We start from the raw sequence: 19,763 nt of genomic DNA, 5'->3' as shown, positions 1-19,763 counted from the left end.
ACGCATGGCACCAGCCTCGATCGGAACGGGCCAATCGCCCGGTCAGATCGCCTTGGCGCGCAGGGCGCCACGGAAGGAGTCGCGGAGATAGCCGAGCGTGGCATCGGCATCGGCCGGCTTGCCGAACAGATAGCCCTGCCCACCGGCGCAGCCGAACTGGACGAGCCGGTCGGCCTGCGCCTCTTCCTCGATGCCTTCGGCGACGACATCCATGCCGAGCCCTTCGCACATTGCGAGAATGGCGCGGATGATGTGCTCCGACGGGCGGTCATCGAGAATGGAGGAGACGAAGGCGCGGTCGATCTTGAGCTTGTCGAAATGGAACTCGCGCAGCCGCCCGAGCGATGACTGGCCGGTGCCGAAATCGTCCAGCGAAACGCGGATGCCGACGCGGCGCAGGTCCTCGACGATCTGCGCGGCCGAGGCCGGATCGTTCATCAGGCCGGTCTCGGTGATCTCTATCTCCAGACGGCGCGGATCGAAGCCCGTGCGGTCGAGGATCGCCAGTATGTGCAGGCCGGTGTTCTGGTCGACGAGCTGCGAGGGCGACAGGTTGAAGGACAGGAACAGGTCCTTCGGCCAGCTCCTCGCCGCCTCGGTCGCCTTGCGCAGCACCAGCTGCGACAGCGGGCCGATGATGCCGCGCTCCTCGGCGATCGGAATGAAGACGGTCGGCGGCACCGAGCCGAGATCGCGGTCGGTCCAGCGCGCCAGCGTCTCGAAGCCGATGGTGCGGCGCGTGGTGAGGTCGACGATCGGCTGGAAATGCGGCTCCACCTCGCCGGCCGAGACGGCGCGGCGCAGCGCCTGCTCGATGCGGGTGACGCGCTTGGCCGCCTCTTCCATTTCGCGGGTATAAACGACGACCCGCCCGCGGCCGGACCGCTTGGCGTGGTAAAGCGCCGTTTCGGCCTTGTTGATAAGGATCTCGGTGGTCTCGTCGCCGGAATAGAACAGCGAACAGCCGACGGAGGCCGACAGCCTCGCGGTGCGTTCGCCGACATCGTAAGGGGCCGACAGGATTTCGATCAGCATGCGCGACTTTTCGGCCGCCGCCTCCTCGCTGAACACCAGCGGATAGAGGAAGGCGAATTCGTCGGCGCCGATGCGGCAGACGGTGGAATGACCGTCCATCGAGGCGCGCAGCCGCATCGCCACCTGGATCAGGATGTCGTCGCCGGCCTTGTGGCCGAACAGATCGTTGATCGGCTTGAAGCCATCAAGGTCGAGAATGCCGACGGTGAAGGGCGCGGGATCGTCGGCGCGGTCGCTGATCAGGCGATCGACCTTGTCGAAGAAGCGGCGATGGTTGCCAAGCCCGGTCAACGGATCGGTGAATGCCAGATCCGTGCTCTCCCTGTTTGCCTGACCGGTGCCAAACGAAGTTTGCATCGGTGTCCCTGTTTCTCGAAGTCGGAATTTATTCCCGAGACTGGCAGCAAACCCTTTAGGAAACGTATCGGGAAAATTGATTTTTCGCCGCTAAAGCGCGTTGCCCTCCGCAAAGCCGCCCGGGCTCAAGGGCGTCCTCGCTCACGCGGATTCTCAACCGGCGAGGCGAACGCGATAGAGCTCCAGCGGCGCGCCCTGGGTCTCCGCCACCGGTTCCAGCCAATCCGGCACACTGCCATGCATCAGCCCGGCCAGAAAGCCGTCAGGCGCCTTGGTTTCGAGAAGCCTGGTTTCGGGGTTGCCGCGGCAGAGCGCGACAATCCCGACACGATGGCTTGCCACGACGGCTTTCGCGTCAGTGGCCGAGCCCAGCAAGGCATCGAACACGAGCAGGTTTCCGGCAACGTTGCGGTGGTAGGGCCCAGCGAGCGCGCGATGGCCGGTAAAGGCCAGGATCGGCGAGCCGAGATTGGAGACGGCCAGCACCGTGGTGTCGGGCATGCGGGCGAGCGCGGCGAAGGAGGCCTTGGCCTGGCAGGACCGATCAGCGCCGGCGTCGTCGCTGGTGATTTTTGCTCCGGTTGCGAGCGCCGCCGACGCCGCCTGGGCGGCGCCTGACCAAATCGAATTGACCGAAATGAGCCACGCCGCGGCCATCCGCAGCACCGGGCCGCGCGACGGGCTGGTTTCCGCCCGCTGCCGCCATTTGGCGATCCAGCCGGATAGCGGGATCACTGCGAAAGCAATCGAGAATGTCGAGCCGCGTACTTGCCAGACGCTGACCAGGAACGCCACCACCAGCAGCACGCCGACAAGGCTATCCTGCCGCCCCCAACTGCCTTTGCCGAGGCGCAGCGCCATCAGAACGATCGCCACCAGCGGCGTGGCATAGCGCGCCGCCAGTTCGGCGGGATCGCGGACGGCTATGCTGAACAGCGACTGAGCCTCGTCGATATGATCGAGCCATAGCGTCTTCAGGCGAGGATCGAGCCCCGCATATGGGGAGGCCAGACATTGCGGGAACAGTAAAAGAAGGGCCGCGCCGAGCACGAACGCAAGCGCGCCGAGCGACAACAGGCGCCGCCCCGGCGTGCGGACCGCCGCTTCGATCGAAGCGATCGCCGCAAGGCCGGTTCCGGCAAGGGCCGCCACCACGAACTGCATCGCCGAGAAGGCATCGCATTGTGTCTGGCTCCAGCCCGATGCCGGGATGGTGGCCACGAAGACAAGTGCTGCAACGCCGGCAAAGCCAAGGCCGAAATCCCTGGCGATCGTTCTTTCACCGGCTGCGTCAACAGCAAACATAGCCGCCACGCAAACGCCGAGGGCGGCAACGTAGGGGGCGGTTTCCATGCCGACGGCCAAGGTCAGCGCGGTGCACAGGCCGGCAAGGAAAGCCGCCGGTCGGCATACAGATGCTTCGAGCAAGAAACCCAGGCTGGCGACGGTCAGCATCAGCTGGACGTTATGATGATCGAGCGCGCCCGGCTCGAAGATGCCGATGAAGTACAGCGCTGCCGCGCCGACGATGACAGAAGGCAGTACCGCGCCATCGCCGGCAAAGCGGCGCGCGGCGCGAATGATGAAGACCATGGTCAGGCCGAAGAGCAATGCCGGCCACGCTACTTGCGCTACGTTCTCGGCAAAGGTCGTGTTGCCGGTCAGGCTCGATACGGCGAGCACGATGGCGGCGATCGGCGCATCGACAAGCCGCGACCAATGCATAACGAAGCCGCCTTCCAGGCCCATCCGGTATTGGTGCAGGTCGAACCAGCTTTGGCCGGCCAGAAGGTCGCGCACCTCGACCAGCCGCAGCAGACTGTCATTGTCGCCGCCGGCATCGGTCAATTCCCGGAATCCAGTGCAGGCGTTGATGGCAACCAACACCAGCACAGCGATGAGCGCGAACGCGAGGTCGTTGCGCCATCGCGGGCGTGACGTGGCCTTGACGGACATCATGGCGGCGACAGGGACCACGGGACGGCCTTTTCACGAAAGAGAAGCGAGCAAAGAAACCTAGCGCGAACTCACTGCGCAAACCTTAAGCCCGCCTTGCGCTGCGAAGGGCAATCCATGTCGCGAAACGCTTTGTTTGCCATTCACGAATATGTTCCCGAAATAGGCAATTCGGTCCTGGATGCTGGCATGAGCGTTATAGCGGTCGAGAAGAAGATCCTGAACGCTGCCCATAGCCGGGCAGCGTTTCAACGCCGCATCAGGGTCCTTTCCGAACATATCGGCGCCATGCTGGGGGCGGACGGCACCGTTCTCGATCTCGGCTGCGGCGATGGCTCGCTCGCCAAGGCAGTGATGGACAGGAAACCGGGGCTGACGTTTCGCGGGATCGATGTTTTTGTCCGGCCGCATACGGCCATCCCCGTGGAGATTTTCGACGGCGTTACGATTCCGGCCGCTTCCGGGTCGTTCGACTGGGTGACCATAGTCGACGTTCTCCACCACACGGACCGTCCCGGCGATCTTGTCGCCGAAGCCGCAAGGGTCGCCCGGAAGGGGGTTGTCATCAAGGACCATCTGAGAGACGGGTCCTTTGCCCACGGCACACTCAGGTTCATGGATTGGGTGGGAAACAAGGGGCACGATGTAAGGCTGCCCTACAACTATCTGTCCAAGCGGGAGTGGGAGGCGATTTTCGGTCAGGTCGGGATCAAAGCCCGGAGCTGGCGCGAAAACCTGTCGCTATATCCTTTTCCGGCGAACCTCCTGTTCGACAGGGGTCTGCATTTCGTCGCATCGCTGCGGTAACTCGCGGACCGCGGCCGAACGTCTTCACGCGGCTCTTTGATCGTCGCGAAATACCCAGACGGATGAAAGGACATAGCTCGCCGCGCCCGCGGCGAGCGTGGCGACGGCTGACATGACTATCGGCGGCGCGGAAAACATCGACACCGCGACATGGGCGCACAGACCCGCAAACACCGCACAGGCCAGCTGCGCGACGAGATACCGGGGCAATGCATGGCCATGGTGGTGCTGTCCCTCGAATGTCCAGCCACGTTGTGCGGAATACGCCACTACGAACGCCAGCACATAGGCGATGACGCTTCCGGCAAATGGCGGCAAGCCAGCCGATAGCAAGGCCCACGACATTATAAAGAACAGCAGCGCCGCACCGATGCCGACCACGACGAACCGGATAAGCCGTACCGCGGCGATTTTTCGCACAAGCCCGTTCATTTTTCAGCAGACGCGACGGATTCGCCTGGTCGGCTGGCCTGGCCAGCTTTCAGTCTTTTCACCGGGATCTCCAGCACCCCGAGCAGAAAGGCCGAGAAGAAGGCCTGCAACGAGATGACGATCAGGCTCAAGCCGAGCACGACAATGCGCGGGATTTCCGAATCGTTGAGCGGGCCGAAGCCGAGATGCGCCCAGCGGGCCACGGCATAGCCGAAGAACAGCACGCCGGCGGCAAAGCAGATGCCGGCATTGGCGGCCAAACGGTCGGTGCTGATGGTTCTGGTCAGCCAGCCGGAACGGCGGTTTGGCGGCAGGATACCGGTTATCTCGGCATAATATCGCGAAATCGCGCCGAAGGTGATGAGCTGGACGCCGGTGACGATCATGAAGCAGGCAGCGACGAAGGTGTTGAGGTCGAGCGACAGATTGTCGATCACGCGCAGCGGCCCGAACACCAGCAGCGCCGCGAACAAAAAACCGAGGCTGGCGAGCACGACGCCGGGAATGAAGAAAATCCAACGCGGGTTATAGACCAGCAGGAATTTCAGGTGCCGCCAGCCGTCGCGCCAGGTCCTGAGATGCGGCGGCCGGCTGCGGCCGTCGGGCTTGAGCGTGGTCGGCACTTCCTCGATCCGCAGCCCGGCAAGGGCGGCGCGCACCACCATCTCGCTGGCGAATTCCATGCCTATCGTCTGCAGGTCGAGCTTCCTGATGCTGTCGGCGTTGAAGCCGCGCAGGCCGCAGTGGAAATCACCAGTCTTGATGCGGAAGAACAGGCGGCCGACGAAGCTCAGCACCGGGTTGCCGAGATAGCGGTGCAGCGGCGGCATGGCGCCGGCTTCGATGCCGCCCTGGAAACGATTGCCCATGACCAGGTCGGCGCCGTCGCGCAGCCGCGCAACGAAGGCTTGCAGCGCGCCGAAGTCATAGCTGTCATCGGCATCGCCCATGATGATGAAGCGGCCCTTGGCGGCGGCGATGCCACCCAGCAGGGCGGCGCCATAGCCCTTTTGCGCCACCGGCACGACACGGGCACCGTTTTCGGCGGCAATCGCCTGCGATCCGTCGGTGCTGCCATTGTCTGATATCAGCACCTCGCCGAAAATGCCCGCCTCGTCGAGGAAGGCTTTCGCTTTGCCGATGCAGACGGCCAGCGTCTCGGCCTCGTTGAGGCAGGGCATGAGAATGGTGAGTTCGAGCTGCTTGGTCGCGGCGGCGCGGATGGCGGTGACGGCGTTCATCGGTCGTTGTTCCATTGAATGCCCGGTGCTGCGTCAGCTCGGCCGGGCGAATTCGGGCTTACCTTGGCACGGCAAGGCTTAAGAAAGCGATGACGCGCCAGTTCGCCTTGTCTGCACCGGCCGCATCTCCAGTCAGGAGGCGTCTCCAATAAGAAGATGGGGCCGGGTTGCGGTTGTCTGATGCCAATCTTCAAAATGTCGCGATTGGCAGACGCCGGGCGAGCCTGTACAGGCAAGGCAATCGCCCATCCGAGCCGCCGGAGACCTGCCATGAAGCTGAAAATCGCCGTCCAGATGGACCACATCTCCACCGTGTCGATCGCCGGAGACACTTCTTTCGCGCTGTCGCTGGAGGCGCAGCGGCGCGGCCATCAGCTCTACCACTACACGCCCGACCGGCTGTCGCTGCGCGACGGCAAGGTGTTCGCCCGCGTCGAGGAGATGCAGGTGCGCGACGAGAAGGGCAGCCACTATTCGCTGGGCGAGAAGGTGCGCACCGACCTGTCGGCGATGGACGTGATCCTGCTGAGACAGGATCCGCCCTTCGACATGAACTACATCACCACCACCCACATACTGGAGCGCATCCATCCCAGGACGCTGGTGGTCAACGACCCGGCCTGGGTGCGCAACAGCCCGGAAAAGATCTTCGTCACCGAGTTTCCCGACCTGATGCCGGAAACGCTGATCACCAAGGATCCCCAGGAGGTGGCCGCCTTCCGCAAGGAATTCGGCGACATCATCGTCAAGCCGCTCTACGGCAATGGCGGCGCGGGCATATTCCACCTGCTGGAGGCCGACCGCAACCTCGCCTCGCTGCTCGAAATGTTCGGCCAGATGTTCCGTGAGCCCTACATCGTGCAGCGTTACCTGAAGGACGTGCGCAAGGGCGACAAGCGCATCATCCTGATCGACGGCGAGCCGGTCGGCGCCATCAACCGGGTGCCGGCCGAGCACGATTCCCGGTCCAACATGCATGTCGGCGGCCGCGCCGAAAAAACCGAGCTGACGGAGCGCGAGCGCGAGATCTGCGCCCGCATCGGGCCGGCACTGAGGGAACGCGGCTTCATCCTCGTCGGCATCGACGTCATCGGCGACTACATGACCGAGATCAATGTGACCTCGCCGACCGGCGTGCGCGAAGTCAAACGCTTCGGCGGCGCCGACATCGCCAGCCTGTTCTGGGACGCGGTGGAGGCCAAGCGGAAGTAGCCGTTTTCACTTTGTATTAACCATGTTCCGTTTTGCAACCGGAGACAATCGCGCCGCAACTTAAGCGATTGCGTGTTCCTGTAATGTTCTTGATTTAGCCGAGGAATTGTGATTGTCTCCGGCCCAGGCCCTTCGCGGCCTGATTGCAAAAGGCTTGGGGCAAGCCCAGATCCGGGGGCAAAACATGGTGGCGCGGGTTCGCACGGTTGCTTTCCAGGGCATCGAGGCCGTGCCGGTCGACGTGCAGGTGATGATCGCGCCGGGCAAGGTCGGCATTCAAATCGTCGGCCTTCCGGACAAGGCGGTGGCCGAAAGCCGCGAACGGGTGCAGGCGGCACTCCATGCTTCCGGCCTGTCGATGCCGTCCAAGAAGGTCACCGTCAATCTGGCGCCTGCCGACCTTCCCAAGGAGGGCAGCCATTACGATTTGCCGATCGCGCTTGGCCTGATGGCGGCGCTTGGCGCCATTCCAGGCGACATGCTGGCCGGCTATGTTGTGCTTGGCGAACTCTCGCTCGACGGCACCATTGCCGCCGTCGCCGGTGCCTTGCCGGCGGCGATCGGCGCGAATTCTGAAGGCAAGGGCCTGATCTGCCCCTTCGCCTGCGGGCCGGAAGCCGCCTGGGCCGGCAAGGACTTTGACATACTCGCGCCGCGCAGCCTGATTGCCATCGCCAATCATTTTCGCGGCACGCAGGTGCTGTCGCGCCCCGAAGCCGGCATCCATGCCGCGGCGCGCGACCTGCCCGATCTTGCCGACATCAAGGGCCAGGAAACCGCCAAGCGGGCACTGGAGGTGGCGGCGGCCGGCGGACACAACCTGCTCATGATGTGTACGAAAGACCCCAAGCTATTGGCTTGGTTTAGTCGGGCGATCTGAATAGCCTGGAAAGCCCGCCGCTCCGCCCTATCATCGGGTCGACCCTGCGGTTCCGAGGCAAGGAAATGGATCGGATCGAACCCGCCAAGCGGTCGGAGATCATGGCAAGGATTGCTAGCAAGAACACCGCGCCTGAGCTGCGCGTGAGGTCAGTGCTATTCCGTTCGGGCTATCGGTTCAGAGTGAACGTACGTAGTCTTCCCAGTTCTCCGGACATCGTGCTGCCCAAACACAAGACTGTAGTGTTCGTGAACGGTTGCTTCTGGCACGGCCATCACTGCCGATCCGGCGAAAGACGCCCTAAGACCAACGTTGGTTTCTGGGCAAAAAAGATCAACCGAACCGTTCAACGTGATGACGCTGCGCGGGCTCGCCTTACGGCTCTGGGCTGGAAGGTGCATGTGCTGTGGACGTGCCGTCTGGAGGCCGACATCAAGCACCTGCTGGAGGCACTTGGCGACGACGGAAACGTGATTTCCGCCACAGGGCGATGACATGCTCTGCTGCGACTGTCCTGCGCAACAAGTTGTTCAAATGCGGCACAGGGGAATGGCGGCGCACTCTGGGGCTGGTAGAACAAGTTGCACGTTCCACGTTAGCCTTGCCTCTGAAACCGGGGAGTTTCCTATTGACGACAGACAACAAAGGAACGCGGGGGACTTCGGCCTCAAACGCGGTGGTGTCTCTGTTCTCGGGCGCAGGCGGGATGTCGCTCGGCTTTGCAGCCGCAGGGCTCAAACCTAATCTCGCTGCGGACATCAACTCGGACGCCTGCGACACCTATCGCGCAAATCTTGGCGAAGCCATTCGGTGCGTCGATCTATCAGAGCCTCAGAGTGCCTTCGAGGCTGAATTGGCCCAGTTTGTCAGGCCCTTCCTGCTGATCGGTGGGCCGCCCTGCCAAGGCTTCAGCAGCGCGGGCGCCAAGCGCGGGGAGGATGAAAGAAATCGGCTGATTTTCAACTACTTCGACATCGTGCAGAGGCTGGAGCCCCGCTGGTTCCTGTTCGAGAACGTGGAGGGCCTTCTTACGTCAAACATGGGGCGCAGCGTCTTCGAGCTTGTGAAGCAGTTCATTGCCATCGGGTACAGGGTCCGGTTGGAGAAGGTCAACTTCGCTGGCTTCGGGCTTCCGCAGGCTCGGAAGCGGGTGGTGCTTCTGGGGAATGCGATGGGGGTTGATTTCGACCTACCTTCTATGACCCACGCATTTGATGCCGGTAAGCACCGTGGAGGCCATGGGCTTCCTTCCGCCCCGTCATTCGACGACGCGACACTGGGGCTGGGCGAGCCAGACAGTCTCGACTTTACAGCCTATGCCGCCACTGCGCCGCTGAGCCCCTACGACGCATCCATGAGGGCGAAGAACCCGAGAGGCGGGACGTCGCTTCACAATGCCGTTTCGCTCTCCAACAAGCTACGCGGTGCCGTGCGGCACTTGAAGCCGGGACAGACGATGAAGGACCTCCCAGAAGATCTTTGGCACGACAGCTTCAAGAGGCGCGCCAATCGCCGGGTTATGGATGGAACACCAACCGAGAAGCGTGGCGGTGCCCCAAGTGGTGTGAAGCGGCTCATGGGCAACCTCAACTCGTTGACCATCACGGGGGCTGCGACGCGGGAGTTCATTCATCCAGACCGGGACCGAACGATTACACTCCGCGAGGCCGCGCGGTTGCAGTCATTTCCCGACGTCTATGAGTTCGTCGGCAATGGCTTGAGCGTTGCCCAACAAATCGGAAATGCCTTCCCGCCCTTGGCCGCCGAAGTCTTTGCCAGGCACCTCATGAAGCTGGACGGATCATTCGGCAGCGGGGGCAAGGCTCCAAAACAAGCTGGCCCAGGCTTGTGCGGCTACCATTTGACCGATGCTATCGCTATGAGCCCTGCGCTGGCACAGACGGACGCTTACCTGTCGGGGCTTATGACCGTCCAGCAGTCGCTTTTTTTTGACGACGAGCCTCGCAAGGTCGCAGGGGGACGCCGATGAACCGCGACGTGCGCCTGAGCCTCGAACAGTCCAAGAGACTTACTCGCGTCCGTGCGCTCGGTACCGGCCGTGACATCAACATCACCTTGAGCGATGGCGAGCTTGCAAAGCTTCTTCGCGTCATCGTGACGGACCTCGAACGCAGCGACCTGTTTGAGGGCCTGCCCTCGCTCCCGGAAGAAGCGAATGGCGATTACTACGCAATTCCGCTGAAGTGGTTCGAGACGGAGGCTGAGCATCCCGATCTCGTGGCCAACTATGTGCGCTTGGCCGCGTCGTTAGCTGATTTCGAGACCTACTTTGAATGTCTTTGCGAGTTGCATAAACGCCGGCGCAAGTACGCCGTGATCCTCTCTGCTCAACCGCTTCCGACGATGGTGCAAGTCTCGCCCCGATCTCTCATGGAGTATGGCGGCCTGCGTGTCGATGCACTGGCGTCATGGCTGACTTGGCGGAAGTGGTTCTACGACATCGACAACCGGGCTGCCCAAGAAACAGGGTACTTGTTCGAGCCAATCCTGGCCAGTTCGCTTGGAGGAACCCGCGCTTCCGCAGGTTCGTCGCCAATTAGAAGGCGCTCGGATCAAAGGAAGGGACGTCAGGTCGACTGCATCGTCGGAAAGGATGCGTACGAGTTCAAGCTGCGGGTGACCATCGCGGCAAGCGGGCAGGGCCGGTTTGGAGAGGAATTGGCGTTCGCTGAAGACTGCCGCGCTTCAGGGTATCGGCCCGTCCTGCTGGTACTTGACCCGACCCCAAACCCTCGCCTCTCTGACCTCAAGTCAGCGTTTGAGCGGCATGGCGGAGTTGCGTTCATCGGGGAGGCAGCCTGGGCTCACATTCGGGAGCAGGCAGGGCCGACGATGGCGACGTTCGTCGAACGATACGTACATCTCCCTATCGCGCAAATCGACCACAATTCCGCGACGCTGCTCGACTTGTCCATCTCCACGAGCCCTTCCCGAAGACAGTTCCGCCTCATCTTCGGCTCCGATGTCGAGTGGCACATAGACCGCTACGAGTTGGCCGCGTTGGAAGCCGAGGTCGATGATCAGCCGGATGAATAGGCCCCTCACGAAATCAGAGAAGCTTGTTTTGAGGTCCTCACGATACCGACGTCGCTGGAAGCCTTGTGCTGCAAGGGTTTGCGCCTGACTTCGCCCCTATCGTTGTCTCCCTCAAATCACGAACTGGGCGTGGACTGGGGATTTCCCCACTTAGAAGTCATCGGCAATCGCCGGCAATCGCTTCGTGATTTCCTTCTCAAACTCGTTAAGCTCTGTCAGGATGGCTTGTAGGTCATCCCTGCCTTTGACCGCACGGGCTCTCAACGCAGCCTCCTGAAGAAGGCCAATCGCCGCGTCACGGTGCCTTGCATCAGGATTGTAGGGACCGTCGAAGGGTTCATCGGGTGCCTCTGCAAATTCCTCCGTCCGCTCTCTCTGAAGCTGCTGATAGGTCATCGGCGCGTCGGCCTTCAGCCACTTCAGAACTGTTTTGTGAGCGATCCCGCCGAGGTCGATGGCCATCTCTCTGGCCGACTTGATCTTGCCGTTCGCCCTGCCTCCTCGCGGGCCGGGATGGCGGTGCTGCTTGGCCTTCAGATAGTTGCGGAACGCCATCCGCTTCTCTTTGTTCGAGAGCTTCTCGCCGTGCAACAGGTTCGCCCGTGAAGCCAGCCAAAGGAGTTCCTCCGTGCCCGAGACCGTGATGATCTCGGCCTCGATCAACTCTTTGCCCAATTCCAGTGCGGCGGTCGCGCGATGCCAGCCGTCAATGATGGTGTAGACCTTCTTCGCGCCCTTCGCCTGCGCCTCAGCCACTTGAATGGCCTTGAAGCCCACGACCGTGTTTCCACTGGGGTCGTACTCGGCCATAGCCTGCCGATATCGGCGCACCAAGTCCGGCTTGGTCTTCTCCCTGATCTGGGTGTTGACATCGAACATGATGTCCTCAACGCGGATGTGCTTGGTGTTCAAGTCTAGTCAGTCCTTCAGTTTTGGCTTGGGCAAACTGGTCGCCCTGTGTTGGATCAGAAGTTCGGTGGTTTGCTCCAGCGCCTCGCCCATGTGCCTCAGGACCCTTCCGCGCGGCCTCGGATAGACATGCAGCTCGGTCGCGGTCGGACCCTCGCCCCACCGCTTGTGCGTGCCAGAGGCCATGCGATGGACGAGCTTGGCGGCCTGCACCTGCTTGAACTCGGCCTTCCGCTCGGCCTGCGGGTCGTCCTTGATGATCATCTCGACCGCCAGCCACGCAGCGACCACACGGCGCGGGTCGATGCCAGCCTTCCGCAGTCTGGCCCAGGCGGCCCTAGCGCGCTGCTCCGGTGACAGCCCGCGCAGCCGGAAAGCCTCCACGTGAGGCCCTGCGGTGCGCAGGAGGGTCGCCACTCGGTCGACTGCATTGGCCACGTAGGTATCGCTCTGGTTCGCCTCAAGCCATGCCAGCGCGGCGACCCGGTAAGGGTTGATCTCCTGCGCCCTGTAGGAGGCTTTGTAGGGGCTCCCGTGCCGGGCGAAATGATCTGCATGCGGCCTGCAAAACCGCGTGTCCAAGCCGTCCCCTGTTCCCGCACGGGCCGGCCTGCTGCACCCGACCACCCGGCATCGGGTGAACATCGCGCTGGGCTCATTCGCCCGGTCTTTCACTTCGGCCTTCCGCTCGCGCTTAGCGGTCCAGTTGGTCAATGATCGTCGTCCTCAAAATAGCCACCCCGCACCATCGGAGACGCGGGCGTGTAAACGGACAGATGTAGGACGGCAATAGGCATGATGACGCACTTTCGATCTGCGCTATGTTTGGCCGCGCTAAGCCCAACACACATGAAAGGAAGCTGAGATGAACCTGTTTCTTGTGCGGCGGATGGAAAGCCGCGAATTGGTCGGCCTGATCTATTGCCGCCGCGCAGAGGACCTGTTCGACTTCGTCGACGAATGCACCGACCCTTACCGCTGCGAGTACCGCGTCATAGACGTTGCGGGAAGCATTCTGTGGCTGGGACAAGCGGCGCAGGTGCCGACGCTCACGAAAGGCGTCTACAATCCGCATGGCGATCTCGATGACGTGGTGTCCGTCGATGATGCCGGCCAGGAGCAGGACCGGCCTGACCTGCTCGCCGGGGCCTCGCTGTCCGAGCTGTGGCGCGATTACTTCACCCGCAGGGTCGACTATGAAGACGATCAGGATAACCAATGGCTTCCGGTCCCGACCGACGACGCCGACGACCTGCCGAAGGATACTGCTCGCGCTCTGGGCTGGCAGCGTCCGCACGACGCCTCCGGACAAGCAGCGACTGGCTTGCGGAAGTGGGAGATCACGGCCCTGTTTCCTGATGGTCGCGAGATCAAACGCATTGAGTGGGCGAAGCGTTTGGAGGGCGCATGTGAGAAGGTCCGCCACAAGGTGATGAAGGAGTACAACATCGAGGGCGTCCACTGTTTCGGCAAGGAGGCTGGATGAGGCTGGCCGCCTCGGCACAACCGGGTGTTCTGTCAGCTATAAGTCCCACACTGCCAGCGCCTTCTCGGCTCCTGCCCGGTCAGCCCTGATCCTGAGAACTGCCTGTCTGGTCAATCCGGTGGCTGCGGCAATGGCCGAAGCTCCTGCCTCCATGTCCAGCATCGCGGTTACCTTGTCGAACACCTCGCGGTCATAGCTCGGTTTCCTGCCACGGTAAGCCGCCGGGTCGCGCTTGGCGTTCTCGATGCCGGCCTTCTGGGCCTCCTTGGTTGCCACCGCCTGGGCCTCGGCAGTCGCTGCCATGAAGGCAATCAGCGCGTCCCTGACGGCCTGCTGGATGGGGTCCTTGGTCGCCCCGTCGAACACCATGCTGTTGATCACGGTCTTGATCAGCACGCCATCGCGCATGAAGTGGCGGATGCTGTCCGACACGTCGCGATAGTCGCGCCCCAGCCGATCTACCCAGCGGACAACGAGCGTGTCACCGGGCCTCAGGATGTCGAACAGCCGCTTTCCCTCGGACCGCTCTGCCAGCTTGGTCGAGATGCCGGACACGCCATGGTCGGCAATCACCTGATCAAGCTTGAAGCCCGCCGCCTCAGCTTGCTTTCGCTGGTGTTCAAGCGTCTGGTCGGCTGTCGAGACGCGGGCATAGAGGACAGTCTTGGTCACGGGATCAGCTCCTATCCGAAAGGGTTCTGTCCGTTGAGTATCCTGTCCGTTGACCGCAGTCAACCCTAACGTACACCCTTTCGGGCACCTTCTTGTCGGACCGCTGAGGTATGCCTTAGCGGACACACTCAGGAGAGAAGGCGCGCAACCGGAGCCGCAAAGAAGAACGCTACGACTGGGCAAATGAATGCGCCCCAAGCGTAGAAGTCCGGGCTCGCATCTGGTGAGCCGCGCACGGCCTTCGTTAGGAAGGATGCCAACAGAGCAAACCCGCCGCCGATCACAATGGACGCCGCGAACATCCCAACGACGATAAGGAGGACCCATCCCCACCAGTGCGGCTGCTGCTCGCCAGCATAGGCCAGCCATGCCAGCCCCGCGAACCACCCCAATATGGTTGTCTTGCTGCTGTAAGAATTGGCGGTTTCAATCGAGATCATTCGTTTCCCCTGGCCGGTTAATTGAGTGCCCCCCATTGGTTGCCGGACCGTGCAAAGGAAAGCAAGCGCCGGCAGGGGTACGGGGGGACTGCGCGCGGGCAACTTATCCGATCACCCTCACGGAAATTTCCCCAATTTTATAGTGACCCCAGGTGAACAACGTCGAGGCTGCCGCCGCAGAACTCCTGAAGTGGACCAAGCGTGACCCTAAGTGGAACCTCGCGGTGCGCGTCTGCATGGCCGTCCTGGCTGGCCAAGCAAGCCCTGAGGAGGCCCGCAGGGTGTTCCGTCTGGCTGCAAAGGAGGCGGGGATGCTACTTCCGCCTAGCTAGGACGGTGGGCCGTTAATTCCTCATTCCATGTCCGGCACATCACCGCCAACAAAGAGCGTCCTCGGTTCCCCGTATTCGCCGAGCGACGGGTTGGCGTCGCGTGACCACGCAATGACACCAGCATGTTTCGTCGCCAAACCCTTTGCCGTCCTTATGGCGCGGTCCTCCGTCTGCTGTTCGGCAGGCCCGAAGACTGGCTGAAGGTCGCCGCTCTCGTCGCGGTCAAAGGCGGTCACGACGATGAGCTTAGGGGCTTTCTGGTGAGGAAGGACGTTATCCGACATGTTGATTGTCTCTCCGCCGGGTAGACGGTGGTGGCGCTAGGGAGTTGCGAATTAGCCGGCTCAGCGGGGCAGCCACAGAAGTTCCGGCTACAGGCACCAGAGAAGGTTCTTGTGTTGGTGCTTTCTGCTTCCCCTTTAGCTCCGCGATCTCCTCGTCACGCCTAGCAATTCGGCTTTCCAGATTGGCGATGCGCTCAGTCAGCAAATAGCGACCGACCGCAAAGCCACCACCACCGAAGAGAACAGCGAACGTGGCAAACGGGGTCGGGTTCGCCAGCACGAGCGCCGAGTTGGTTTGTAGGAAAGCGATAAGGTCTTGCATCACTCCACCCTTGGGGGCGTGTCCTCGAAGCTGACCGACAGAAGCTCCGGGTGCCGATGGGCAAGAGCAAGGATTTGCGTCTCTAGCTCACAATTATAGGCCATTGAGCGCCTTCACGGTGTCCACGGGGCTGTCGTACCGAGCGATCAGCTTGACCGCCTCGGCGTGTAGCTCGGCCTTGGCATCAGCGTCCAGGTGATAGGTGCCCATTTCCATTCTCCTAACGTGTTGCCCGACGCGGTGCCGAGAGCGCGTCAACACGTTCCTGAAGGTGCCCATTGGTGACAATCATTGCCTTGAGCGCCTTCATGACATCGCCCTTGTGGCTGGCGACGAACTTGTCTGCAATGGCCTGGAGGGCTGCCTCCTGCCGACTGTCGAGCCTGACAATATGGTCCATTTCAGTCCCTCCTCACGTTGGGTGCTGACAGTGAACAAAAACGGAACAAATTTGTCAAGGTCGAATTGACTGGAAGAGGAATGAGTTCCTATGTTGGATCATGCCCGACACTGGTGGACGACGTAAGCGCGGCAGCGGCTGGACCCTCAGCAATGCCCATGACATCGGGCAGCTTGTGATGATCCGTTGTGGTCTCTGCAACGTTAAGCGCTGGTATCAGCCGAGTGACCTGAGGGACATCTTCGGGGACATCGAGGCCGAACTGGTGGGCGGCAAAATGAGTTGCGAACGGTGTGGCAAGAACGAGTACATGCATGCCGAGACGCAGAAACCATCGGCACGAGAACGGCAGGGCATTCGGGTCACGCGGCTTGCTGAAATAAGGACGGTGCGGAGGGTTGTCTGGATAAATGAACAGTAGTGGGTGCCGCTTTCATACCCTTTGAACAAGTAAGGGACTATGCAGCCTTGACACTCATCTCAAGTGCCATCACTTCTCGACCCCATGGCGCTTATCAGACCTCGCTTAACTGACCACTATGGAATACTTCTCCCCCAAGCGGAGCTGGATTTCGCCATACCGTTTTTTGATGAAGACGTACCCCTGTATGTTGACCCGTTTCTATTGTGGCGCTCCCCTTCGCTTCAGGACCAGGCACTTCATACAGGTCTGTTAAACGCGTTCAATCACCTAGGCTACCTGGTCTCAAAGGGTGATGAAGCAAATGCGATTGCAACGCTTATAGCGGCTTCTGAATGCGATGAGGTTGGCCTTGGTTCATCGGCCACGCGACGGGGAAAACGCATAGGAGAGGCAAAGGCACAGGAGATTACATCGCTCTTCAAGAAGGTGCCGAGATATGCGCACACTGGGTTTCGGCATTTTGAGGAGATCCAGTTTTTTGTCGATGGAATATCAAAGGACCGGATCAGCGACATCACCTGTAGCTTTCTGAAGTCGTTCTTGATCGACTTCACAATTCAACAATGCGACAGGCTCGGTATTCCTAGGCAGCGCAGTGACGTCCATAACGTCTACAACGCGCGAAAAAACGCGTTTGAAACTGTGAGCGGCATCGATATGCCTGCCAATCCCCGAGACGGCAGGCCGTTGATTTTTGTGCCCAAGCGTTGGCTCAGGTTCGTCCCTTGGATCAATTACGATGAGTATTTTGAAAAGTATTGCCCGCAAGACGAAATCTCTCACGCCGCCGAAGAGCTTACGCGTGTTGAAGTGCTGACTTACAACAGGGAGCACTATGGCGTTATCGACAGTTTCATCGAGGCCAAGGAACGTTCGTTTGAGGACTGTCATAACGACCCGCTATTCTCGCAAATTCCGGTCACGTCGGCAAAGCGGAAACTTTCTCTCATCCAGAAACTTCCAACCGGCAAAGACGACAATGCAGACAAGAAATATGAAAACGTGATCGGTCAACTCCTACCTTCGCTATTTTATCCGAGGCTGGATTTCGCTCAGGAGCAGGCGCGGACAGACAGCGGAGTGAGCATTCGGGATTTGATCTTCTACAACACGGCATCGACGCCGTTTCTCGATGATATGTACAAGAGCTATGGTTCTCGCCAGATAACTATGGAGATGAAAAATGTTACGGCGATAGAACGGGAGCACGTTGACCAATTAAACCGGTATCTTGCTGACGAGTTGGGCCGGTTCGGCCTGTTCATAACTCGCAACCCTTTGAAAAAGGCTGAGATGACCCGTACGGTTGATTTGTGGTCGGGCCAGCGCAAGGCCATAGTCGTACTAACCGATGCCGACATATCTCAAATGGTCGAACTTTTTGAGAGTAAGCAACGTGATCCACTGGACGTGATTGTGAAGAAATATGGGGAGTTTAGAGCGAAATGTCCGTGAAGGGGCTCATGAAGACAAAAGAAGACGTTGAGCAACTCGAAAAACTTGTCGGGCAATTGCAAGGTTTGCATTCAGAAATATCGCAACTTGCTAAGAAATCGCCAAACGACGGCCTCAACGTCTTCAAGCTTAAATTCGTTAATAGGGTATTGGAAGTAGGCAATGAGACGTTGACGGACCAATACAGACCTTTTGACGATTTTACCCAGTTCGACGAAGCCTCTTTGCCCACTAACAGCGATGTGACAATGATGCTTGCACTTTATATCGAACAAGTAGAGCGCTTTCGATCGGACAACGTCGTTTACCATGGCCATCAGTGGGTTTATCTGGTTAGCGGATCGCCAAGCGACATTAAAGGACGCTCACCTACAGCCGTGGGAGGGGAGAGAAAGTGAGAACCGGAGACGAGTTTCCATATATGACCACACAGGCCATTGTAGATATCTATAAGGCCAGCACACCCATTTTCGAAGGAATATTGAGCGAAGTCAGGGAGCTATCGCGCAAGAAACCAGAGGCGACTATGAGCGCCAGCAAGGTGAAGCTGGTCAACCGCGTTCTAGTCGATCTGCTTGTTGTTCTGAAGAGCGAGCCTGCCGGAAAGTACCTTGACGAACTGGATGAAGATGCGTTGCCGCAGATGAGCGATGCGGTATTGAATATGGTGCAGTTTGAGAAAGCACTAGACGCTTTCAAGGGAAAGTATCTTCAATACTTTAGTGATCGGTCTCAAAATTATTGGCTCACAGAGGAGTTGCAAGAAGCCTGGGCGCAGCCTGATGATGAAGATGAAGTTGAATGAGTTGGGACGTTTCAGTCGCTGAATTGCAGCGTTCGTCCTACTAGCGCACCTATAGCAAACGAAGTTGGTCTCTCGGGGTCGACCCCAGTGGAAACTTGATCTGCGTGGCCGGCTTCTCAACGATCACAAGCGCGTCGTCCGGTGCCGTCCGCTGTAGCTGCTTCGCTTCGGACCAAGGGGCGGTAAGCCACATGTCCACCTCCGCCCGGGTGGTGAGGATTACCGGCATAGCCTTCTCGTGAATAGGCGCAATGAGGGTGTTGGGCATGGTCGTGAGGAACCCGTACAGCTCGAAGTCCCCCGGCCCGTCCTTGACCCTGCGGACCCCCTGCCAGCGCGTCCAAAGGCCCGCGAAGAAGAACAGCGGCCGGTCTTCGCTTCGGGCAAACCAGTAGTTACGCTGAATGCCAGTCTCAGGGTCCTTGTCGTTTGGCGTGGGGCTCGGCTCCGCAAAGCTCGTCACAGGCACCACACAGCGGTTCTCAACGCCAACGTACTGCTGCCAATGGCCATACTGCGGATTGCGAATGTTGGTGGTCCCATAGTCTGCCTTGCCCTTCACCCGCTCTGTCGGCGTCGGCATGCCCCAGAGAAGCTTGGCTAGCTCCCGCTCTCCGCCCCTGGCGTTGCGGACTACAGGGCCGGGCATATTGGGGTAGACATCAAGGGAGGGCTCAAGGTTGCCCATGATGTCCCGCATGGCGCGGGTCCACTCACGGATGGCGTCTTGGCTGGTGGTGATGTTGTAGAGGTTGCACATGTGGCGAATGTGCCCGAACTGTTCCTGTTTCGCTAGGTCATCGAGCACCACACATTCCGGCCACATCGCACCGCTGGCTTCGCCCCTCGACTGTTGCGAGCAGTTCCTGTTGCCACCTCAAGTGTCGGCTCCAGTCCCTCGTGATAGTGCTACAACATCCTTCGCAAGTACCTCGGCTTGAGGGAGCCATTTACTCGCCTGGTTCTTGAAGGCCACTGGGCTGAGCCGTTGCTGCCCCAAGTCGATGTAGAACCTCGCTTGCTTCAGTCGGTCGAGGTCTCCGGTGTGGGCTGCCTTGTGGAAGTCAAATACCCCGTGAGGGAGAGGACCCGCCACACCCTCCGAAAGTCCTCTTCAGTTGGTTCGGCAATCCTGACGGTATCGGCCCATCATCGAAACTACTTTGACCACCGGGCCCGATGAGTTTGGACCCCATCAGCCCGCCAGTCAGAGGCCCTTCTGGAAGGGGTCTCAGGATGGCTTGTACCGGGCAAAGG

General features: G+C 60.4%; 23 protein-coding genes and 1 pseudogene. 12 read left to right on the top strand and 12 right to left on the bottom strand.

The window, feature by feature from the left end; translation table 11 throughout:
• Nucleotides 1–42: 42 nt before the first annotated feature.
• Together LB532_RS03635 and LB532_RS03630 are read right to left on the bottom strand one after the other, a co-directional pair.
• Nucleotides 43–1,392, bottom strand: a complete 1,350-nt coding sequence (locus tag LB532_RS03635; protein WP_140491655.1) for a putative bifunctional diguanylate cyclase/phosphodiesterase — start codon at nt 1,390–1,392, stop codon at nt 43–45.
• A 153-nt stretch (nt 1,393–1,545) separates the two neighbouring features.
• Nucleotides 1,546–3,369, bottom strand: a complete 1,824-nt coding sequence (locus LB532_RS03630) for a GtrA family protein (protein WP_224556374.1) — start codon at nt 3,367–3,369, stop codon at nt 1,546–1,548.
• Nucleotides 3,370–3,537: 168 nt separating this feature from the next.
• Between LB532_RS03630 and LB532_RS03625 the strand changes: the two genes are divergently transcribed.
• The gene (locus LB532_RS03625; RefSeq protein WP_224556372.1) at nt 3,538–4,155 is read left to right on the top strand and encodes a class I SAM-dependent methyltransferase; all 618 of its coding nucleotides are present in this window, start codon (nt 3,538–3,540) and stop codon (nt 4,153–4,155) included.
• Between the two features lie 24 nt (nt 4,156–4,179).
• Here the strand turns inward: LB532_RS03625 and LB532_RS03620 are convergent, their stop codons facing one another.
• Nucleotides 4,180–4,587: a GtrA family protein gene (locus tag LB532_RS03620; protein WP_140639390.1), complete on the bottom strand. Its 408-nt coding sequence runs from the start codon at nt 4,585–4,587 to the stop codon at nt 4,180–4,182.
• Nucleotides 4,584–5,828, bottom strand: coding sequence for a glycosyltransferase family 2 protein (locus LB532_RS03615; protein ID WP_140639391.1), 1,245 nt, complete (start codon nt 5,826–5,828; stop codon nt 4,584–4,586). Before LB532_RS03615 ends, LB532_RS03620 begins: the two co-directional genes overlap by 4 nt.
• 270 nt (nt 5,829–6,098) lie before the next feature.
• On the opposite strand from LB532_RS03615, the gene gshB reads away from it, so the two are divergent.
• The 5 genes and pseudogenes from gshB to LB532_RS03590 all read left to right on the top strand — a co-directional run bounded on the left by gshB (nt 6,099) and on the right by LB532_RS03590 (nt 10,977).
• The gene (gene gshB, locus LB532_RS03610; RefSeq protein WP_140639392.1) at nt 6,099–7,040 is read left to right on the top strand and encodes a glutathione synthase; all 942 of its coding nucleotides are present in this window, start codon (nt 6,099–6,101) and stop codon (nt 7,038–7,040) included.
• A gap of 184 nt (nt 7,041–7,224) precedes the next feature.
• Nucleotides 7,225–7,872, top strand: a pseudogene (locus LB532_RS03605) (magnesium chelatase domain-containing protein); the annotation flags it as partial.
• 113 nt (nt 7,873–7,985) lie between these two features.
• Nucleotides 7,986–8,414, top strand: a complete 429-nt coding sequence (locus tag LB532_RS03600) for a very short patch repair endonuclease (RefSeq protein WP_224556371.1) — start codon at nt 7,986–7,988, stop codon at nt 8,412–8,414.
• Between the two features lie 134 nt (nt 8,415–8,548).
• Nucleotides 8,549–9,910: a DNA cytosine methyltransferase gene (locus LB532_RS03595; protein WP_224556370.1), complete on the top strand. Its 1,362-nt coding sequence runs from the start codon at nt 8,549–8,551 to the stop codon at nt 9,908–9,910.
• Nucleotides 9,907–10,977, top strand: a complete 1,071-nt coding sequence (locus tag LB532_RS03590) for a hypothetical protein (protein ID WP_224556369.1) — start codon at nt 9,907–9,909, stop codon at nt 10,975–10,977. The genes LB532_RS03595 and LB532_RS03590 overlap by 4 nt, the downstream gene beginning before the upstream one ends.
• Nucleotides 10,978–11,127: 150 nt before the next feature.
• Here the strand turns inward: LB532_RS03590 and LB532_RS03585 are convergent, their stop codons facing one another.
• On the bottom strand, nt 11,128–11,889 hold the full coding sequence (locus LB532_RS03585; protein WP_224556368.1) for a hypothetical protein: 762 nt from the start codon (nt 11,887–11,889) through the stop codon (nt 11,128–11,130).
• 6 nt (nt 11,890–11,895) lie between these two features.
• The gene (locus tag LB532_RS03580; protein WP_224556367.1) at nt 11,896–12,468 is read right to left on the bottom strand and encodes a hypothetical protein; all 573 of its coding nucleotides are present in this window, start codon (nt 12,466–12,468) and stop codon (nt 11,896–11,898) included.
• Between the two features lie 283 nt (nt 12,469–12,751).
• Here LB532_RS03580 and LB532_RS03575 point away from each other — a divergent pair, with 283 nt between their 5' ends.
• The gene (locus LB532_RS03575; protein WP_224556366.1) at nt 12,752–13,372 is read left to right on the top strand and encodes a hypothetical protein; all 621 of its coding nucleotides are present in this window, start codon (nt 12,752–12,754) and stop codon (nt 13,370–13,372) included.
• A gap of 36 nt (nt 13,373–13,408) precedes the next feature.
• On the opposite strand, the gene LB532_RS03570 is transcribed toward LB532_RS03575, so the two are convergent.
• Together LB532_RS03570 and LB532_RS03565 are read right to left on the bottom strand one after the other, a co-directional pair.
• On the bottom strand, nt 13,409–14,044 hold the full coding sequence (locus LB532_RS03570; RefSeq protein WP_224556365.1) for a recombinase family protein: 636 nt from the start codon (nt 14,042–14,044) through the stop codon (nt 13,409–13,411).
• 128 nt (nt 14,045–14,172) lie between these two features.
• Nucleotides 14,173–14,484 carry a hypothetical protein gene (locus tag LB532_RS03565; RefSeq protein WP_224556363.1) on the bottom strand — a complete coding sequence of 104 codons (312 nt, stop codon included), beginning with the start codon at nt 14,482–14,484 and terminating at the stop codon, nt 14,173–14,175.
• A 152-nt stretch (nt 14,485–14,636) separates the two neighbouring features.
• On the opposite strand from LB532_RS03565, the gene LB532_RS03560 reads away from it, so the two are divergent.
• The gene (locus tag LB532_RS03560) at nt 14,637–14,816 is read left to right on the top strand and encodes a DUF982 domain-containing protein (RefSeq protein ID WP_224556362.1); all 180 of its coding nucleotides are present in this window, start codon (nt 14,637–14,639) and stop codon (nt 14,814–14,816) included.
• A 20-nt stretch (nt 14,817–14,836) separates the two neighbouring features.
• Here LB532_RS03560 and LB532_RS03555 read toward each other — a convergent pair whose 3' ends face one another.
• From LB532_RS03555 to LB532_RS03545, 3 genes are all read right to left on the bottom strand, one after another.
• Nucleotides 14,837–15,100, bottom strand: a complete 264-nt coding sequence (locus LB532_RS03555; protein WP_224556359.1) for a hypothetical protein — start codon at nt 15,098–15,100, stop codon at nt 14,837–14,839.
• Complete coding sequence (locus LB532_RS03550) at nt 15,090–15,422, bottom strand: hypothetical protein (protein ID WP_224556357.1); 333 nt, start codon at nt 15,420–15,422, stop codon at nt 15,090–15,092. Before LB532_RS03550 ends, LB532_RS03555 begins: the two co-directional genes overlap by 11 nt.
• 220 nt (nt 15,423–15,642) lie before the next feature.
• Nucleotides 15,643–15,822 (bottom strand): hypothetical protein, encoded by a 180-nt coding sequence (locus LB532_RS03545; RefSeq protein WP_224556355.1) that lies wholly within the window; start codon nt 15,820–15,822, stop codon nt 15,643–15,645.
• A 100-nt stretch (nt 15,823–15,922) separates the two neighbouring features.
• Here LB532_RS03545 and LB532_RS03540 point away from each other — a divergent pair, with 100 nt between their 5' ends.
• The 4 genes from LB532_RS03540 (at nt 15,923) to LB532_RS03525 (ending at nt 18,506) form a co-directional block, all read left to right on the top strand.
• Nucleotides 15,923–16,243, top strand: a complete 321-nt coding sequence (locus LB532_RS03540; protein ID WP_224556354.1) for a hypothetical protein — start codon at nt 15,923–15,925, stop codon at nt 16,241–16,243.
• Between the two features lie 84 nt (nt 16,244–16,327).
• Nucleotides 16,328–17,701 (top strand): hypothetical protein, encoded by a 1,374-nt coding sequence (locus tag LB532_RS03535; protein ID WP_224556353.1) that lies wholly within the window; start codon nt 16,328–16,330, stop codon nt 17,699–17,701.
• Between the two features lie 8 nt (nt 17,702–17,709).
• Complete coding sequence (locus LB532_RS03530; RefSeq protein WP_224556352.1) at nt 17,710–18,099, top strand: hypothetical protein; 390 nt, start codon at nt 17,710–17,712, stop codon at nt 18,097–18,099.
• A gap of 23 nt (nt 18,100–18,122) precedes the next feature.
• A complete protein-coding gene (locus LB532_RS03525; protein ID WP_224556351.1) occupies nt 18,123–18,506 on the top strand; it encodes a hypothetical protein in 384 nt (127 codons plus the stop codon).
• A gap of 49 nt (nt 18,507–18,555) precedes the next feature.
• On the opposite strand, the gene LB532_RS03520 is transcribed toward LB532_RS03525, so the two are convergent.
• Nucleotides 18,556–19,266, bottom strand: coding sequence for an SOS response-associated peptidase (locus LB532_RS03520; protein ID WP_224556416.1), 711 nt, complete (start codon nt 19,264–19,266; stop codon nt 18,556–18,558).
• Between the last annotated feature and the right edge of the window lie 497 nt (nt 19,267–19,763).

The organism is Mesorhizobium sp. ESP-6-2 (assembly GCF_020164675.1).
Taxonomy (GTDB): Bacteria; Pseudomonadota; Alphaproteobacteria; order Rhizobiales; family Rhizobiaceae; genus Mesorhizobium.
Note: the sequence above shows the minus strand (reverse complement) of the source record. Positions and strands in the feature narration are given on the sequence as shown.

Coding starts and splice junctions, on each gene's coding strand:
- LB532_RS03635 (WP_140491655.1), bottom strand. CDS start 1,392: ATGCAAACTTCGTTTGGCACCGGTCAGGCAAACAGGGAGAGCACGGAT.
- LB532_RS03625 (WP_224556372.1), top strand. CDS start 3,538: ATGAGCGTTATAGCGGTCGAGAAGAAGATCCTGAACGCTGCCCATAGC.
- LB532_RS03620 (WP_140639390.1), bottom strand. CDS start 4,587: ATGAACGGGCTTGTGCGAAAAATCGCCGCGGTACGGCTTATCCGGTTC.
- LB532_RS03615 (WP_140639391.1), bottom strand. CDS start 5,828: ATGAACGCCGTCACCGCCATCCGCGCCGCCGCGACCAAGCAGCTCGAA.
- gshB (WP_140639392.1), top strand. CDS start 6,099: ATGAAGCTGAAAATCGCCGTCCAGATGGACCACATCTCCACCGTGTCG.
- LB532_RS03600 (WP_224556371.1), top strand. CDS start 7,986: ATGGATCGGATCGAACCCGCCAAGCGGTCGGAGATCATGGCAAGGATT.
- LB532_RS03590 (WP_224556369.1), top strand. CDS start 9,907: ATGAACCGCGACGTGCGCCTGAGCCTCGAACAGTCCAAGAGACTTACT.
- LB532_RS03575 (WP_224556366.1), top strand. CDS start 12,752: ATGAACCTGTTTCTTGTGCGGCGGATGGAAAGCCGCGAATTGGTCGGC.
- LB532_RS03565 (WP_224556363.1), bottom strand. CDS start 14,484: ATGATCTCGATTGAAACCGCCAATTCTTACAGCAGCAAGACAACCATA.
- LB532_RS03555 (WP_224556359.1), bottom strand. CDS start 15,100: ATGTCGGATAACGTCCTTCCTCACCAGAAAGCCCCTAAGCTCATCGTC.
- LB532_RS03550 (WP_224556357.1), bottom strand. CDS start 15,422: ATGCAAGACCTTATCGCTTTCCTACAAACCAACTCGGCGCTCGTGCTG.
- LB532_RS03545 (WP_224556355.1), bottom strand. CDS start 15,822: ATGGACCATATTGTCAGGCTCGACAGTCGGCAGGAGGCAGCCCTCCAG.
- LB532_RS03540 (WP_224556354.1), top strand. CDS start 15,923: ATGCCCGACACTGGTGGACGACGTAAGCGCGGCAGCGGCTGGACCCTC.
- LB532_RS03535 (WP_224556353.1), top strand. CDS start 16,328: ATGGCGCTTATCAGACCTCGCTTAACTGACCACTATGGAATACTTCTC.
- LB532_RS03530 (WP_224556352.1), top strand. CDS start 17,710: ATGAAGACAAAAGAAGACGTTGAGCAACTCGAAAAACTTGTCGGGCAA.
- LB532_RS03525 (WP_224556351.1), top strand. CDS start 18,123: ATGACCACACAGGCCATTGTAGATATCTATAAGGCCAGCACACCCATT.
- LB532_RS03520 (WP_224556416.1), bottom strand. CDS start 19,266: ATGTGCAACCTCTACAACATCACCACCAGCCAAGACGCCATCCGTGAG.